This window comes from Actinocorallia libanotica (genome assembly GCF_039525175.1).
In the GTDB taxonomy this organism is placed as follows: Bacteria; Actinomycetota; Actinomycetes; order Streptosporangiales; family Streptosporangiaceae; genus Actinocorallia; species Actinocorallia libanotica.
On sequence record NZ_BAAAHH010000020.1, the window covers coordinates 1 to 13,992 of the forward strand.

The 13,992-nt window shown below is 70.8% G+C and carries 13 protein-coding genes and 1 pseudogene; 3 read left to right on the forward strand and 11 right to left on the reverse strand.

Annotated features, from left to right (window positions below):
* Positions 1-478: pseudogene (locus ABD140_RS22705) on the reverse strand (hypothetical protein); the annotation flags it as partial.
* Positions 479-536: 58 nt separating this feature from the next.
* On the opposite strand from ABD140_RS22705, the gene ABD140_RS22710 reads away from it, so the two are divergent.
* Positions 537-1,751, forward strand: a complete 1,215-nt coding sequence (locus ABD140_RS22710) for a CaiB/BaiF CoA transferase family protein (RefSeq protein WP_344242944.1) — start codon at positions 537-539, stop codon at positions 1,749-1,751.
* 51 nt (positions 1,752-1,802) lie between these two features.
* On the opposite strand, the gene ABD140_RS22715 is transcribed toward ABD140_RS22710, so the two are convergent.
* The 3 genes from ABD140_RS22715 to ABD140_RS22725 all read right to left on the reverse strand — a co-directional run bounded on the left by ABD140_RS22715 (position 1,803) and on the right by ABD140_RS22725 (position 4,998).
* Entirely contained in the window at positions 1,803-2,483 is a 681-nt protein-coding gene (locus tag ABD140_RS22715) for a PaaI family thioesterase (RefSeq protein ID WP_344242945.1), read from the reverse strand.
* Between the two features lie 65 nt (positions 2,484-2,548).
* A complete protein-coding gene (locus ABD140_RS22720; RefSeq protein ID WP_344242946.1) occupies positions 2,549-3,364 on the reverse strand; it encodes an enoyl-CoA hydratase/isomerase family protein in 816 nt (271 codons plus the stop codon).
* Positions 3,364-4,998, reverse strand: a complete 1,635-nt coding sequence (locus tag ABD140_RS22725; protein ID WP_344242947.1) for an AMP-binding protein — start codon at positions 4,996-4,998, stop codon at positions 3,364-3,366. Before ABD140_RS22725 ends, ABD140_RS22720 begins: the two co-directional genes overlap by 1 nt.
* Positions 4,999-5,160: 162 nt before the next feature.
* On the opposite strand from ABD140_RS22725, the gene ABD140_RS22730 reads away from it, so the two are divergent.
* Positions 5,161-6,444, forward strand: a complete 1,284-nt coding sequence (locus tag ABD140_RS22730; protein ID WP_344242948.1) for an amidohydrolase family protein — start codon at positions 5,161-5,163, stop codon at positions 6,442-6,444.
* Positions 6,445-6,508: 64 nt separating this feature from the next.
* Here ABD140_RS22730 and ABD140_RS22735 read toward each other — a convergent pair whose 3' ends face one another.
* Positions 6,509-7,372, reverse strand: coding sequence for an amidohydrolase family protein (locus ABD140_RS22735; RefSeq protein WP_344242949.1), 864 nt, complete (start codon positions 7,370-7,372; stop codon positions 6,509-6,511).
* A gap of 191 nt (positions 7,373-7,563) precedes the next feature.
* On the opposite strand from ABD140_RS22735, the gene ABD140_RS22740 reads away from it, so the two are divergent.
* Positions 7,564-8,229, forward strand: coding sequence for a TetR family transcriptional regulator (locus tag ABD140_RS22740; RefSeq protein ID WP_344242950.1), 666 nt, complete (start codon positions 7,564-7,566; stop codon positions 8,227-8,229).
* A gap of 49 nt (positions 8,230-8,278) precedes the next feature.
* Here the strand turns inward: ABD140_RS22740 and ABD140_RS22745 are convergent, their stop codons facing one another.
* The 6 genes from ABD140_RS22745 to ABD140_RS22770 form a co-directional block, all read right to left on the reverse strand.
* On the reverse strand, positions 8,279-9,034 hold the full coding sequence (locus ABD140_RS22745; RefSeq protein WP_344242951.1) for a GntR family transcriptional regulator: 756 nt from the start codon (positions 9,032-9,034) through the stop codon (positions 8,279-8,281).
* A 115-nt stretch (positions 9,035-9,149) separates the two neighbouring features.
* Entirely contained in the window at positions 9,150-10,388 is a 1,239-nt protein-coding gene (locus tag ABD140_RS22750) for an amidohydrolase family protein (RefSeq protein ID WP_344242952.1), read from the reverse strand.
* A 77-nt stretch (positions 10,389-10,465) separates the two neighbouring features.
* On the reverse strand, positions 10,466-11,164 hold the full coding sequence (locus tag ABD140_RS22755) for a TetR/AcrR family transcriptional regulator (protein ID WP_344242953.1): 699 nt from the start codon (positions 11,162-11,164) through the stop codon (positions 10,466-10,468).
* Entirely contained in the window at positions 11,157-12,137 is a 981-nt protein-coding gene (locus tag ABD140_RS22760) for a Rieske 2Fe-2S domain-containing protein (RefSeq protein ID WP_344242954.1), read from the reverse strand. The genes ABD140_RS22755 and ABD140_RS22760 overlap by 8 nt, the downstream gene beginning before the upstream one ends.
* A gap of 102 nt (positions 12,138-12,239) precedes the next feature.
* Complete coding sequence (locus ABD140_RS22765) at positions 12,240-12,761, reverse strand: DoxX family protein (RefSeq protein WP_344242955.1); 522 nt, start codon at positions 12,759-12,761, stop codon at positions 12,240-12,242.
* Positions 12,762-12,776: 15 nt separating this feature from the next.
* A complete protein-coding gene (locus ABD140_RS22770) occupies positions 12,777-13,982 on the reverse strand; it encodes a CaiB/BaiF CoA transferase family protein (protein ID WP_344242956.1) in 1,206 nt (401 codons plus the stop codon).
* Positions 13,983-13,992 lie beyond the last annotated feature (10 nt).

Here is a 13,992-nt window from a genome sequence, read left to right on the forward strand (position 1 = left end):
GTCCGGCGACGACGGGCCCGTCGGCGTCGGACCCGACGACCAGGGCCGCCGCGCCGTCGCCGTCCGCGGCCTCGTCGGCCCCGCCGGGCAGCCCGCCGCGCAGGTCTCCGGCGACCACGAGCGCCGGGGCGGCGGCGTCGCAGGCCGCGCGCAGCGCGCCGAGGGCCGAGCGGACCGAGCCGACGGCGTCGTAGGCGGGCACGTCGCGGCCCAGGCGCAGGGCCGCGTGGACGGTCGTGGCGTTCGTGCGGTCGAGGTAGGGGGGCTCCGTCGTGGCGAACCACAGGGCTCTCGGTTCGGCGGGGGCCGTGCGCAGGGCGAGCCGCCCCGCCGCGACCCCCAGGGTGATCGCATCCTCGTCGTAGGAGGCGACGGTCCGGGTGCCCCTGCCGCCGCCCGCGCCCGCCACGGCCCTGATGGCCTGACGGTCGAGCCTCCGGTGGGGCAGGTAGGCGCCCCAGGACAAGATTCCGCGCATACCACGCATCCTAATCGTAGATTGCATAAAAGATCTAATCTGCAATTAGACTCCTCCCATGACTCAGGTGGGAACCCGGCCCCTGGACGGCATCCGCGTCCTGGCGCTGGAACAGATGCAGGCACTCCCCTACGCGACCCAGCTCCTGGCCCGGCTCGGCGCCGACGTCGTCAAGGTGGAACCGCCCACCGGGGACTCGGGCCGCGGCTCGCTCCCCGCGATGACCGACCCGGAGGGCAGGCGCGTGGGCGCCACCTTCCTGCGCAACAACCTCGGCAAGCGCAGCATCTGCGTCGACCTGAAGAACCCCCGCGGCCGTGAGCTCGTCCTGGAGCTGGCCCCGAGGTTCGACGTCATCGCCGAGAACTCCAAGGCCGGCGCGATGGCGCGGCTCGGCCTCGGCTACCCCGACATCGCCGCCGTGCACCCCGCGGGCATCTACGTCTCGGTCTCGGGCTTCGGCAACACCGTGCCCACGCCCTACGGCGGCTGGCCCGCCTTCGCCCCCATCGTCGAGGCCATGTCCGGCATCTACGAGATGAAGCGCACCGGCGACGAGCCGCCCCGCCCCGCGCCGGTCGGCGCGCTCGGCGACATCGGCGCCGCCCTCTTCGCCGCCATCGGCGTCCTCGCCGCGCTGCGCCACCGCGAGGCCACCGGACGCGGCCAGTACGTCGACATCGCCATGTTCGACGCCATGGTCGCCATGACCGACGTCGTCACCAACTTCTGGTCCATGGGACTGCGCGACGGCGACACCGGCCCGCTCATCATGCACGGGTTCCGCGCCAAGGACGGCTGGTTCGTCCTCCAGGTCGCCCGCGAGCAGCACTTCGCCAAACTCGCCGACCTCGTCGGCCACCCCGAATGGAAGGACGACCCCCGCCTGGCCACCCGCCAGGGGTGGGTCGACCACCTCGAGACGCTCCTGCGCCCCGCCGTCGAGGAGTGGGCCGCGCACCTCACCAAGGTCGAGGCCTGCGACCTCCTCGGCAGGGCGGGCGTCGCCGCGGGCCCCTGCCTCAGCGACGCCGAAGTCGTCACCGACCCCCACGTCCGGGCCCGGGACATGCTCGTGGAACTGCCCCGGACCGACGGTGTCGAGCAGCCCGTGCTCATCCCCGGCAACCCCGTCCGTCTGAGCGGCGTCGCCCCGGCGGCGGAGATCCGCCCCCCGTGGCTCGGCGAGCACACCGACGCCGTCCTGGCGGCGGAGCTCGGCCTCACCGGCGCCGAACTGTCCGAACTGCGCGCCGGCAAGGTCATCTCCTGACGGCCTCCCCGCACCCGGAACGGGCCGGGGCGGGGAGCCCCAGGTGAACGGTCAGGAAAGGGAGTCCCTGGCCCGCCCGGCCATCCTCGCCAGCTGCTCCTGGTCGAGCTTCACGAAATCGCCCGCGGCCTCGACGGTGACGCGGCCGTTCTGCATCAGGCGGCCGACCGTGCGCACCGAGCGCCCGTTCTGCTGCTCCACCCATCCTTCGAAGACGCAGGGCGTGTGCAGCAGGGTCGGCCGCCGGTAGGTGATCTCCAGGCGCGCCGTCGGACCCGGCGCCTTCGCGATGACGTTCGCGGCGGCGAGCACGACGTCGAACGAGGCGGCGATGACCGCGCCGTGCACGCAACCGGGAGGGCCCTCGTACGGGCGGGTGAAGACGCCCCTGAGCACGGACTTCGGCGGTTCGAGACTGACCTCCAGCGGAAGCGCCAGCGGATTGTGCGCCCCCACCACCACGTCGAACGGCATCCGTCCGGCCAGGTCGACCGGGCCCTCGGCCGGCGGATGCAGGAAGGTCTTGGGCAGCGGCGGGTCGGGCACGTGGCCTTCCAGCACGTCCGCGAGCGCGTGCAGCTCCCGCGCCGCGGCCCGGGTGACCTCCTCCGGCGCCGTGGTGGCGGTGGTCAGCTCGATCAGCCTGCGGACGACGTCGGCGAGCTCAGCCGAGCCCTCCTTCCTGCCTTCCAGCACGGGATGGACGGCATCAGGGGAGTCGACGTTCTCCATGGGGTTTCCTTCCGGTTCGGGGAGATCAGAACCCGGGCCGAAGGTGACCGGTGCCGGGCACCCCGTCAGAGCCTGCCTCCGGTGCGGAACTCCTCCGGCACCCAGGACGGGTCGCGTCGTTCGGCGAAGGCGCGGCCGCCCTCCATCATCTCCTCGTTGTACAGGAGCGCGTCGAACGTGGTGCGGTCCACGCGGTCGTAGTTGTCGTTCACGATCCGCTTGACCTGCATCCTGGCCTGCGGCGCGGTGCGGGCGATCTGGATCGCCACCTCCTCGGCGACGGCGCGCACCTGGTCGTCGGGCACGACACGGGTGAACATGCCCCAGTCCTCGGCCTCCCGAGCGGTCACGACCCGGCCGGTGAGCAGCATGTCCCGCGCCCGCGCGATGCCGATCTGCGCGGGCAGGTAGGCCGCGTAACCGGTGTCGGCGATGCCGCGGAACAGCTCCGGCGCCCGCACCGTGACGCTCTCCCCGGCCACCGCGACGTCCGAGAGCATCGCGATGAGCAGCCCGCCGCCCTGCGCGATGCCGTTGACCGCCGAGACGACCGGCTTGGGCGAGCGCCGGATCGCCTCGAACGGGGTGGCGTCCAGGCCCAGCAGGTCGGGGAAGTCCAGCCAGCGGTCGGGCTCGCGGCCGCGCAGCTCGCCGCCCGGCATGAACACGTCGCCGGTCCCGGTGATGATCAGGGCGGCCAGGCCGGGGTCGCGGTTGAGCAGGTCCACCGCGCGCCGGATCCCGAAGTACATGGCGGCGGTCAGCGCGTTGCGCGCCTCCGGCCGGTCGACGACGCACCAGGCCAGCGGGCCGCGGCGTTCGAAGCGCAGGTAGGGGGTGCCGAGGTCGTCGCCCTTCAGCCCCGTGGGCTCGGCGCTCATCAGCGGCGCTCGAACTTCACGCCGGCGGCCTCGCGGTCCCAGGTGGCGGGCGTGATGCCCTCGTCCCGGAGCAGGCTCTTGGTCGCCCGGCCGGTCGGGCTCAGCGGCAGCTCGTCGCGGAACTCGAAGTACCGGGGCACCGCGTAGTACGGGAGCTGGTCGATCGACCAGCGGCACAGCGCCTCCTCGGTGAGTTCCGACCCCTCCCTGAGGACGGCGGCGACCTTCACGTCGTCCTCGCTGACCTCGCTCGCCACCGCGTGCACGCACACGTTCTTGATTTCAGGATGTTCGTGGAACACTTTCTCCAACTCCCAACTCGAGATGTTCTCTCCGCGACGGCGCATGTAGTCGGCCTTGCGGTCGACGAAGAAGAGATAGCCGTCCTCGTCGATCCGCCCGATGTCACCGGTGTGGAACCACAGGTTGCGCCAGGCCGAGATGGTCGCTTCAGGGCGCTTCCAGTAGCCCTCGAACATCACGTGCGGCGCGCTGGGCCGGCACACGATCTCCCCGATCTCGCCGGCGGGCACCTCGTGGTCCTCGTCGTCGAAGACCTTGACGTCGAACGTCTCGGCGTTGACGATGCCCGCCGATCCGGGCCTGCCCTCCCGGCCGGGCGGCAGCCAGGAGATGAGGGAGGCCTCGGTGGTGCCGTAGGCGTTGCTGAAGGTGGTGACGCCGAAGCGTTCGCGGTAGATCTCGTCGATCTCCGGAGGCATCGGCGCGCCGGTCACCAGGCGCAGTGTCGTGTTGGCCTCCGGCGTGCCGGAGCCGCGCGCCTGCGGGTGGTCGTCGGCCTTGGCCACCAGTACGGCCAGCGAACCCAGGAGTGAGGCGATCGTGGCGCCGGTGCGGTCGATCTCGGGCCAGAAGCCGGAGACGGAGAACCTGCGGGACAGCGCGGCACGCCCGCCGTTGATCAGCGTGCCGGTGAGCATGCACGAGATGGCGTTGAAGTGGAACAGCGGGAGCGGCGACCAGACGACGTCCTCGGGGGTGCGGCCCCAGGAGGAGATGATCTGCCGGGCGATGGACAGGTGGTAGTTGTGGCTGAGCGCGCAGCCCTTGGACGGGCCGGTGGTGCCGCCGGTGTAGACGATGGTGCCCAGGTCGGCGGGGCGCACCAGGACACCCGGCCGGGAATCGTCGGCCTTGAGCAGCTCCGCCCAGCCGTGCAGCGCCCAGCGGGCACCGGCCGTCGAGGCGGTCCCCCGCTCGCCCACGACGACCACGTGCCGCACGGAGTCGATGGTGTCGAGGACCTCCAGCGGGCGCTCGGCCAGGTCGTCCTGGACGATGACGACGGAGGTCATCGCGTCGGAGAGCACATGGCGCAGCAGCGGGCCCTTGAGGGCGGTGTTCACCGGGACCGCGATCGCGCCGAGCTTGTGGATGGCGAACCAGGACACGACGGCGGCGGAGCCGTTCTCCAGCATGGTGGCGACCGTGGACCCGTGCCCGACCCCGAGCCCGGCCAGCGCGTTGGCCACCCGGTTGGCCTCCAGGTCCATCTCCGCGGCGGTGTAGGGGGTGCCGCAGCAGTCCAGGAACGGTCCGTCCGGGTCGCCTTCGAGGCGGCGGTCCAGCAGTTCGAGCAGGGTGCTCTGCTCGACGTTCACCCAGTCGGACATCAGCTCTCCTTCAGGCGGCGGTGAGATAGATATATTATCTAATCTACTTTCTCCAACAAGCCCGCAATGGGGTCTTGTGTCCGGCACCGAACTGCTGTTCACTTTTTCCGAACGGTAGTTCAGTCCTTGATCACCGCCCTTCCGCCGCATCCGAGGAGCACCGTGAACGCCGAAGACATGATCATGATCAGCGTGGACGACCACGTGGTGGAGCCGCCGGACCTGTTCAAGAACCACATCCCGGCGCGGTACCGGGACGCGGCGCCCAGGGTCATCACGAAGAAGGACGGCTCGGACGTCTGGAGCTTCAACGGGTCGATCATCCCCAACATCGGGCTCAACGCCGTCGCCGGCCGGCCGAAGGAGGAGTACGGCATCGAGCCGACCGCCTTCGACGAGATCCGCCCCGGCACCTACGACATCCACGAGCGCATCAAGGACATGAACGCCGGCGGAATCCTGGCGTCGATGAACTTCCCGTCCTTCCCCGGCTTCAGCGGACGGCTCTTCGCCAACGCCGAGGACAAGGACCTCGCCCTGGCCGTCCTGCGCGCCTACAACGACTGGCACATCGAGGAGTGGGCGGGCACCTACCCCGGCCGCATCATCCCGATGGCCCTGCCGGTGCTGTGGGACGCCGAGGAGTGCGCACGCGAGGTCCGCCGGGTCGCCAAGATGGGCTGCCGCTCCCTGACCTTCACCGAGAACCCCGCCACCCTGGGCTACCCCAGCTTCCACAACGAGTACTGGGACCCGCTGTGGCAGGCCGTCTCCGACGAGGGCGTCGTGGTCTCCATCCACCTCGGATCGTCCGGCCAGCTGTCGGTGACCGCGCCCGACGCACCCGTCGACGTCATGATCACCCTGCAGCCGATGAACGTCTGCCAGGCCGCCGCCGACCTGCTGTGGTCCCGGGTGATCAAGAAGTTCCCGAACATCAGGTTCGCCCTGTCGGAGGGCGGCACCGGCTGGATCCCCTACTTCCTCGACCGGATCGACCGCACCTACGACATGCACCACCTGTGGACCGGCCAGGACTTCGGCGACAAGCTCCCCTCGGAGGTCTTCCGGGAGCACTTCCTGACCTGCTTCATCTCCGACCCGGTCGGCGTCCAGCTCCGCAACATGATCGGCATCGACAACATCGCCTGGGAGTGCGACTACCCGCATTCGGACTCCTCCTGGCCGAACGCCCCCGAGGAGCTCGCCGCCGTCGCCGCCGACGTGCCCGACGACGAACTCGACAAGATCACCTATCAGAACGCGATGCGCTGGTATTCCTTCGACCCCTTCGTGGGCGGCCGCACGAAGGAGAACGCCACCGTCGGCGCGCTGCGCGCCGAGGCCGGCGACCACGACGTGAGCATCCGCTCCACCGACAAGGGCCGCTTCGAGAAGACCGTCGGCATCGAGATGGGCAAGCTCGCCCAGAACGCCACCGCCTGACCCGCCCCTCCGCCTCGGGGCGTGCCGGGACGCCGCCCGGTACGTCCCGCGGCGGCGGACGCTCCTACCGGTCGAGCTTGAGCAGGCGGCTGGCGTTCCCGTACAGGAACTTGGGCCACACCTCGTCGTGGAACGGCACGCGGGGCATGTCGGTGAAGATCCGCTCCAGGGACAGGCCCATCGGGAAGTAGCCGCCGTAGAGGACCTTGTCGGCGCCGCGGCTGTTGGCGTAGTCGATGATCGCCTGAGGGTAGTACCTCGGCGCGAAGGCGCTGGTGGAGTAGTGCAGGCCGGGCCACTTGAGCATGAGCTTGACCGCGAGGTCCGTCCACGGCTCGCACCCGTGCCGGGTCACCATGACCAGTTCGGGGAAGTCGAACATCACCTCGTCGATGAGCTCGACGCGCTGCGGCTCCATGCGCAGCCGCGGACCGGGCACCCCGGCGCAGACGAAGATCGGGATGTCCAGCTCCACGCACTTGGCGTAGAAGGGGTACATCTTCTTGTCGTTGATGGCCACCTGCGGGAACGTGCCTGCGGGGAACACCCCGACCGCGCGGATCCCGAACTCCTCGTACTCGCGGACCATCCTGCGGATGCCGTCCATACCGGTGTTGGGGTCGATGGTGCCCGAGGCCGCGAACCGGTCGGGATACCGCTCGAGCGCCAGCCGGGAGACCTCGTCGCCCACGCTGATCAGGCCGCGCTCGATGTTGTAGCGGTCCATCTCGCGCAGGGTGACGCCGATCGGGTCGTCGGTCGGCAGGTCCTTGGGCACCTCCTTGAACATGTACTCCGCGGGGAACTCCATCTCCTCCTTGGAAGCGGTGTCCTTGGTCTGCGCGCGGATGAAGTCGTACCGGGCGGTGTCCTTCTGCGGGAAGGCGATCATCGTGTCGATGACCGGTGCGTCCGCGGGGAAGGTCATGGCGGGTCCTCTCCGGGCGGCGGGCGCGCGGCCCGCCGAAGGCCCGTGGCTCGGAGTCGATGTGGAACCAAATTTTGAAACCCGGTTCTAAATAAGTCAAGGCGTCCCGCTGTCCACCGCGTCTGACCACGGGTGAAAAGACGAAATCTCTTCTTCGGAGGACTGAACCTTGTTGCCGTAGAATCGGCCGGGTGAGCCACGACTTCTTCCGCGCCACGGTCGAGACCATGACCCCCAACCAGCTCGCCCGCCGCCGCAGGCTCACCGAGGCGGTCATAGAGATCGTTTCGGCGGCCGGGCCGGAGAACCTCCAGATGAGGGAGGTGTCCGAGCGCTCCGGGGTGGCGCTGGGCACCGCCTACCGGTACTTCGCCTCCAAGGACCACCTGCTGGCCGCGGCCTGGGCGGACTGGCACCGCAGGCTCACCGACAAGGTGATGGGCGAGGTCGACCGCCGGGCCGCGGGGCGCGCGCCAGCCGGCGCCTCCGGCGCCTCCGCGGCGGACGAGGTGTGCGAGCGGGTGCTGGCCTTCGTCCTGCGCGAGATGCGCGCGTTCCAGCACAACCCGAACTTCGCCCGGCTGGTGGTGTACCTGGAGTCGCGCAGCGATCCCTACGTCAGCGAGACGCTGGTGGAACTGGGCGAGGAGAACCAGCGCGTGATGGCCGCGCTGATGGACGGCCTGCCCGAGGAGGTGGCCCGGCCCGCGCGAACGGCGATCGGCTCCACCCTGGCCGTGGGGCTGACCTTCTGGACCACGGGCCGCATCACGGTGGCCGAGGCGATCCGCAACCTCGAGGAGGTCACCCGCCTCGTCCTGGCGGACCGGCGGCCCCCGGCCGCGCCGAAGGACTGAGGGCGCCCGCCGGGATCCGGACGAAGGGGCTCCGCCGGCCCGCCGCGCCTCAGGCGGTGGGGGCGGAGCCGTCCTCGGCGTCGTCGGCGTCGAACATGCCGCGGGCGCGGAAGAGCTCGACCACCAGGTCGCCCTGGCGGCGCAGCATGGTGGCGTACTCGCGTTCGGCGAGCTCGGGGTAGCCGCGCTCGATCGCGGTGACGATGGCGGCCACGCCCTCGCGCTCGACCTCGTCCGCGTCGGGGACCAGTGCGAAGAAGTTGCCCGGCACGATGTCGGTCATCTGGCGCAGCATGGTGCGCAGCCGCGGCGACTGGGCCGCGTCGATCACCGTGCGGTGGAAGGCCAGGGTGAGCCGGTGCAGGACCTCCGGGTCGGTGGTCTCGGCGATCTGCTGCTGCAGCACCCGCAGCGGCTCGGCGAGGTCGGTGCCCTTGCGCTCCACGGCGCGGCGCACGCCGAACCCGTAGAACAGGCCGTACAGCTCGTAGTGGTCGCGGACCGACGGCTCATCGAGCGCGTTCACGAAGGCGCCGCGGTGCGGGATGATCGTCGTCCAGCCCTCGCGCTCCAGCGCGATCAGCGCCTCGCGCACCGGGATGCGCGAGACGCCCAGTGCCTGGGCGATGGCGTCCTGGGGCACCCGCTGACCCTGCTTGAGCACCCCGTCGAAGATCAGCCTGCGGACGTACAGGCGCACCTGCTCCCCGCTGCTCATCCGGGCCAGGCTCTCCCCCGGCAGCGTGGCCTGCTCCTGGGGAGCGGACAGAACGTCGGCCGCTGCGGCCCCCTGGCGGCGTGCCATGTCGTTCACTTCCTCGACTCACCGGGTGACCCTCCGTCACCCATCTCAAGAATAAGATATCAGGAGGACGGAACCGGGCTGATCGCCTCCGGCCCCGCCCGCCCTGTGCGACCTCTCACTCTTCGGCGAAGTCCAGCCCGAGCAGCCGGATGGCGTTGCCCCGGGCGATCTTGTCGATGCTCTTCTGGTCCAGGTGCCCGTACTGCAGGGCGGCCTCCTCGCGCGAGCGCGGCCAGGTGCCGTCCTGGTGGGGGTAGTCGGTCTCGAAGGTGACGTTGTCCAGGCCGACCTTGTCCAGCAGCTCGACACCGACGGCGTCCTTGAAGAAGCAGCTGGTGATCTGCCGGTAGTAGTACGTCGAGGGCCGCTCGGGGCAGTTCTCCTGGCCCTGCGCCCAGCCCCGGTGCGTCTCCCAGACGTCGTCGATGCGCTCCAGCAGGTAGGGGATCCAGCCGATCTGGGCCTCGGCGTACAGCAGCTTCAGATCGGGGAAGCGGTGCAGCACGCCGGAGAACATGAAGTCGGCCATGCTCGCGACGCTGTTGCCGAAGATGATCGTCGCACCCACCGCGGGCGGGGCGTCCGCGGAGGTCTGCGGGGTCTTCGTCCCCGAGCCGATGTGCATCGACACGACGGTGCCGGTCTCGGCGCAGGCGGCGAAGAACGGGTCCCAGTGGCCGGAGTGGATGCTGGGCAGGCCCAGGTAGGCGGGCAGCTCGCTGAAGGCCACGGCGCGCACGCCGCGCGCGGCGTTGCGGCGGACCTCGGCGACGGCCAGGTCGACGTCCCACAGCGGGATGATGCACAGCGGGATGAGGCGGCCGCCGCTGGAGCCGCACCACTCCTCGACCATCCAGTCGTTGTAGGCGCGCACCGACAGCTCGGCGAGCTCGCGGTCCTCGCCCCACAGGAAGATCTGGCCGCAGAAGCGCGGGTAGTTGGGGAAGCACATCTGCGCCTGGACGCCGTTGACGTCCATGTCCTTGAGCCGCTCGGACGGGATGTAGCAGCCCGGACGCATGTCGTCGTAGGTGATCCCCTCATTGGTGACCTCGTCGGCGGGCACCCCGGCGGCGGCGATGTACTTCTTGATCTGCGTCATGACGCCGTCGTAGTTCCACCAGGCCACATCGCGGCCCTCGGCGCCGGGCGTCTCCACGTACCTGCCGTCGACGAGCTTGACCTCGCCGGCCGGGGCGTGGACGATCCGGGGCCCGCGCTCACGCAGCCGGGCGGGCAGCCGGGAGGTCCACACGTCCGGCGGCTCGACGACGTGGGCGTCCACGTCGATGAGCCGCGGGATCTTGGCGAGCCGGTCGTCGAGCACGTCCGGACGGATGATGTGTTCCGTCACGAGACCCTCCTAAATATTGGATTCTATATACAGAGTACGTGACGAGATTCCCCGGGGCGAGCCCGGGGAAGGCGGTGTCAGGCGGGTGCGCGGTCGAAGGCGGTCTCCGCGAGCCGGGCGGTCGCCGCGCCCACCGGGGCGGTCAGCGCGGCCACGGTCATGTCCACGAGGTTGGCCGCCATCAGCGGCAGCGGCAGCGGACGGCGCCGGTTGTCGGACGCGTCCTCCAGCGCGGCGCGGTCGGCCAGCAGGTGCAGGACGGCCTGCGAGGCCAGGAAGAGCCGTTCGACCGCCAGCTCGCGGGGCATCGAGCGGCTCACGAGCGCGACGATCCGCCGGCCGACGTCCGTCAGCACGGGGTCGACCAGATGCGAGACCTCTTCGATGTCCAGCTGCGGCCGGTTCAGCGCCGACACCCAGATCCGGATCGCGGCGCGGGGGCTGGGACCCAGCTCCAGGTACTCCGCGGGCGGCAGGACGATCACCTCGGCCAGCGCCCGGACGTCCTCCTGCCGGCCGTCGCCGACCAGCCGCGCGTAGAGCTCCTCGTGCCGGGCGCGCAGCCAGGGGCCGTGCCGCTGCATGATCGCCCGGACCAGGCCCTCCCTGCCCCCGAAGTGGTAGTGCAGGGACGCCGTGCTGCGCTGGCCGGCCGCGCTGTTGATCTCGTTGAGGGAGACGCCCTCGATCCCCCGCTCGGCCATGAGCCGCTCCGCGGCGTCGAGGATCCGCTGCCTGGTCTCGACGCCGCGCCCGCCGTTCGCTCGCTCAGACACCACTGCCTTCAAGTCGCTTCACCCGGTTGGGGATCCAGGCGCTCGCCGGGACCTCCTCACCATAGAACTGCCGGGCCCAGTGCCGGAACTCGATGATCGGCCCGTCGCCCTTGATCAGCAGCGGCTTCTCGACGTACACCTTGTTCTCCCAGATCGGCACGTCCTCGCCGACCTGCTTCACGAACTCGCCGATCATCCGCGGGGAGAACTTCTCCATGGACTTCGGGAAGACGAACACCCAGCGGATGTGCACGTTCTCCTCGTCCACGGGGGTCACCGAGGAGACGAAGGACATGACGCCCTTGAGCCGCAGCGCGCCCAGGCCGAGACCGTGGGACTTGCGGACGAAGTCCAGCGCGTAGACCTTGCCCTCCTTGTTCTTGAACTCCTGCCGCTCGGTGACGGTCTTGACGAAGCCGTCGTACTCCACCTCGCCGCCCGGCACCGTCTCCATGCCGTGGACGTACTTGAAGTGCACGTAGTCGGCGTTGTTCTCGGCCATCTCCTGGACGCAGGTGGCGATCTCGAACTCGTGGAAGACCGGGTCGACCCAGTCCTCGTCCTCGAATTCCGCCATCTCCGGCATCGGGATGTAGGGGGCGGCACCACCCGCGTGGTGCCAGGCGAAGACCATGCCGAAGCGCTCGACGACCGGGTAGGCGCGGACGACCGCCTTGGCCGAGGGTTCGGCGTCGCTGTAGGGCACCTCCACGCAGCGGCCGGAGACGCCGTCGAAGCGCCAGGCGTGGAAGGGGCACTCCAGGAGCTGCCCGGCGACCCGGCCTCCGTGGGCGAGGTGGGCGCCCAGGTGCGGGCAGTGCGCGTCGACGACCCGCGCCTCGCCGTCGGCGGTGCGGTAGATGGCCAGATCGCGGCCGAAGTAGCGGGCCGGCACGACCTGGCCGGTCGCGACCTCGCCGGTCCGTGCCACGGCGAACCAGCCGTTGGGGATGGGGAAGGGGAACCGGGACATGTCAGCCCTCCGTGCCGGGTTTGAAAACTCTCTTTAAAAGAACTCTTCAATGGGAAGATAGCAGGGGGCGATGGGCGCCACCAGGTGCGTGCGCGGGGTTTCTCAGGCCTTCTCCTCCGCCGCCCCGGCGCCGCCCGGCCGCCAGAACAGCCCCAGCAGCAGGGCCGCGCCCAGCGCGCCGAGGCCCGCCGCGACCGCCAGGCCCGCGAGGCCGTCCAGCTCGGTTCCCAGGACGTGGTCCAGGGAGAACCTGCCGGCGCCCAGCGCGCCGAGCGCGGCGGCGGCCATCGTGATCATCAGCACGTACTCACAGCCCTCGCCGGGCCGGAAGATGAAGAAGCCGTTCTTCAGGTGGTTGGAGACCAGGGCGACCAGCATGGTGCCGACGACCCCGGCCGCGGCCAGCGCGTTGAGGGCGCCGAGCACCAGCAGCAGGCCCGCGCCGAGTTCGGTGAGGGTGGCCAGGAGCGCGTGCACCCGGCCGGGCCGGATGCCGATCGACTCGAACCAGCGGGCCGTCCCGGGCAGCCTGCCGCCGCCGAACGCGTGGTTCCAGCCGTGCGCGATCATCGTTCCGCCGACCGTCACCCGCAGGAGCAGGGCGGCCAGATCCACTTCGAGCACCGTGGGGGTTCCTCTCTAGGGCGCGGCCGGGCGGTCCGGCGTGGCGAAGACGCCCGCCGCGCGCAGCCGTTCGAGTTCCGCCGGGCCGTGGCCCAGCTCGCGCAGGATGGATTCGGAGTGCTCGCCCAGGGCGGGGACGGCGTCCAGGCGCCAGTCCCAGTCGTCGCACTCGGGCGGCGGCAGCAGCACCGCGACCGGCCCGACGGGGCTGTCGGCCTCACGCCAACGGTTCCGCTCGGCCAGCTGCGGGTGCGCCACGACCTCGGTGGGGGTGTTGAGCCTGGCGTGCCCGAGCCCGGCCTTCTCGGCGAGCGCGCGGCCCTCGGCCAGCGTGACGCCCGCGGCCCAGGCGGCGATGGCCTCGTCGAGCTCGGCGCGGTGCGCCACCCTGTCGCTGTTGGTGGCGTACCGGGGATCGGCGGCGAGGTCGTGGCGGTCCAGCACGTGCACGGCCAGGCGCTGCCACTCCCGGTCGTTGGTCGTGCCCAGGACGAGGGTCTGCCCGTCGGCGGTCCGGTAGGCGCCGTACGGCGAGACCATCGGGGAGCTGAGCCCGTTGGGCCGCACGTCGAAGCCTCCGTAGCGGGCCTGGTTGAGCGCGAAGCCCATCCACTCGGCGACCGCGTCGAACAGGCCGACCGAGACCGAGGCGCCCCGCCCGGTGCGCTCGCGGGCGTACAGGGCGGTGAGCACGCTGGTCAGCGCGTACATGCCGGCGCCGATGTCGGCGAGCGGGATGCCCGGTTTGGCGGGGTCCTCGGGTGTGCCGGTGATGGCGCAGGAACCGGCCTCGGACTGCACCAGCAGGTCGTAGGCGCGGGCGAGGGCGTAGGGGCCGCCGCGCCCGTAGCCGGAGATGTCCACGGTGATCAGGCGGGGGTGGCGCGCCCGCAGCTCCGTCGCGTCCAGCCCGAGACGGGCGGCGGCGCCGGGCGCCAGGTTCTGCACCATGACGTCGGCGCCGGCCAGCAGCCGCGCCAGGATCGCCCTGCCCTCGGGGTGCTTGAGGTCCAGGGCGAGGGACTCCTTGTTGCGGTTGGCCCACACGAAATGCGCGGCCATGCCGTGCACGGCCTCGTCGTAGTCGCGGGCGAAGTCGCCGCCGCGGCGGTTCTCCACCTTGATCACCCGGGCGCCCAGGTCGCCCAGGTGCCGGGTGCAGAGGGGAGCCGCCACGGCCTGCTCCACGGCGACCACGACGATTCCCGCCAGCGGCTGCATCTCACTCCTC

Excerpts from the sequence above, each read along its gene's own strand:
- ABD140_RS22710 (WP_344242944.1), top strand. The coding sequence starts at position 537 with ATGACTCAGGTGGGAACCCGGCCCCTGGACGGCATCCGCGTCCTGGCG.
- ABD140_RS22715 (WP_344242945.1), bottom strand. The coding sequence starts at position 2,483 with ATGGAGAACGTCGACTCCCCTGATGCCGTCCATCCCGTGCTGGAAGGC.
- ABD140_RS22720 (WP_344242946.1), bottom strand. The coding sequence starts at position 3,364 with ATGAGCGCCGAGCCCACGGGGCTGAAGGGCGACGACCTCGGCACCCCC.
- ABD140_RS22725 (WP_344242947.1), bottom strand. The coding sequence starts at position 4,998 with ATGTCCGACTGGGTGAACGTCGAGCAGAGCACCCTGCTCGAACTGCTG.
- ABD140_RS22735 (WP_344242949.1), bottom strand. The coding sequence starts at position 7,372 with ATGACCTTCCCCGCGGACGCACCGGTCATCGACACGATGATCGCCTTC.
- ABD140_RS22745 (WP_344242951.1), bottom strand. The coding sequence starts at position 9,034 with ATGGCACGCCGCCAGGGGGCCGCAGCGGCCGACGTTCTGTCCGCTCCC.
- ABD140_RS22760 (WP_344242954.1), bottom strand. The coding sequence starts at position 12,137 with ATGTCCCGGTTCCCCTTCCCCATCCCCAACGGCTGGTTCGCCGTGGCA.
- ABD140_RS22770 (WP_344242956.1), bottom strand. The coding sequence starts at position 13,982 with ATGCAGCCGCTGGCGGGAATCGTCGTGGTCGCCGTGGAGCAGGCCGTG.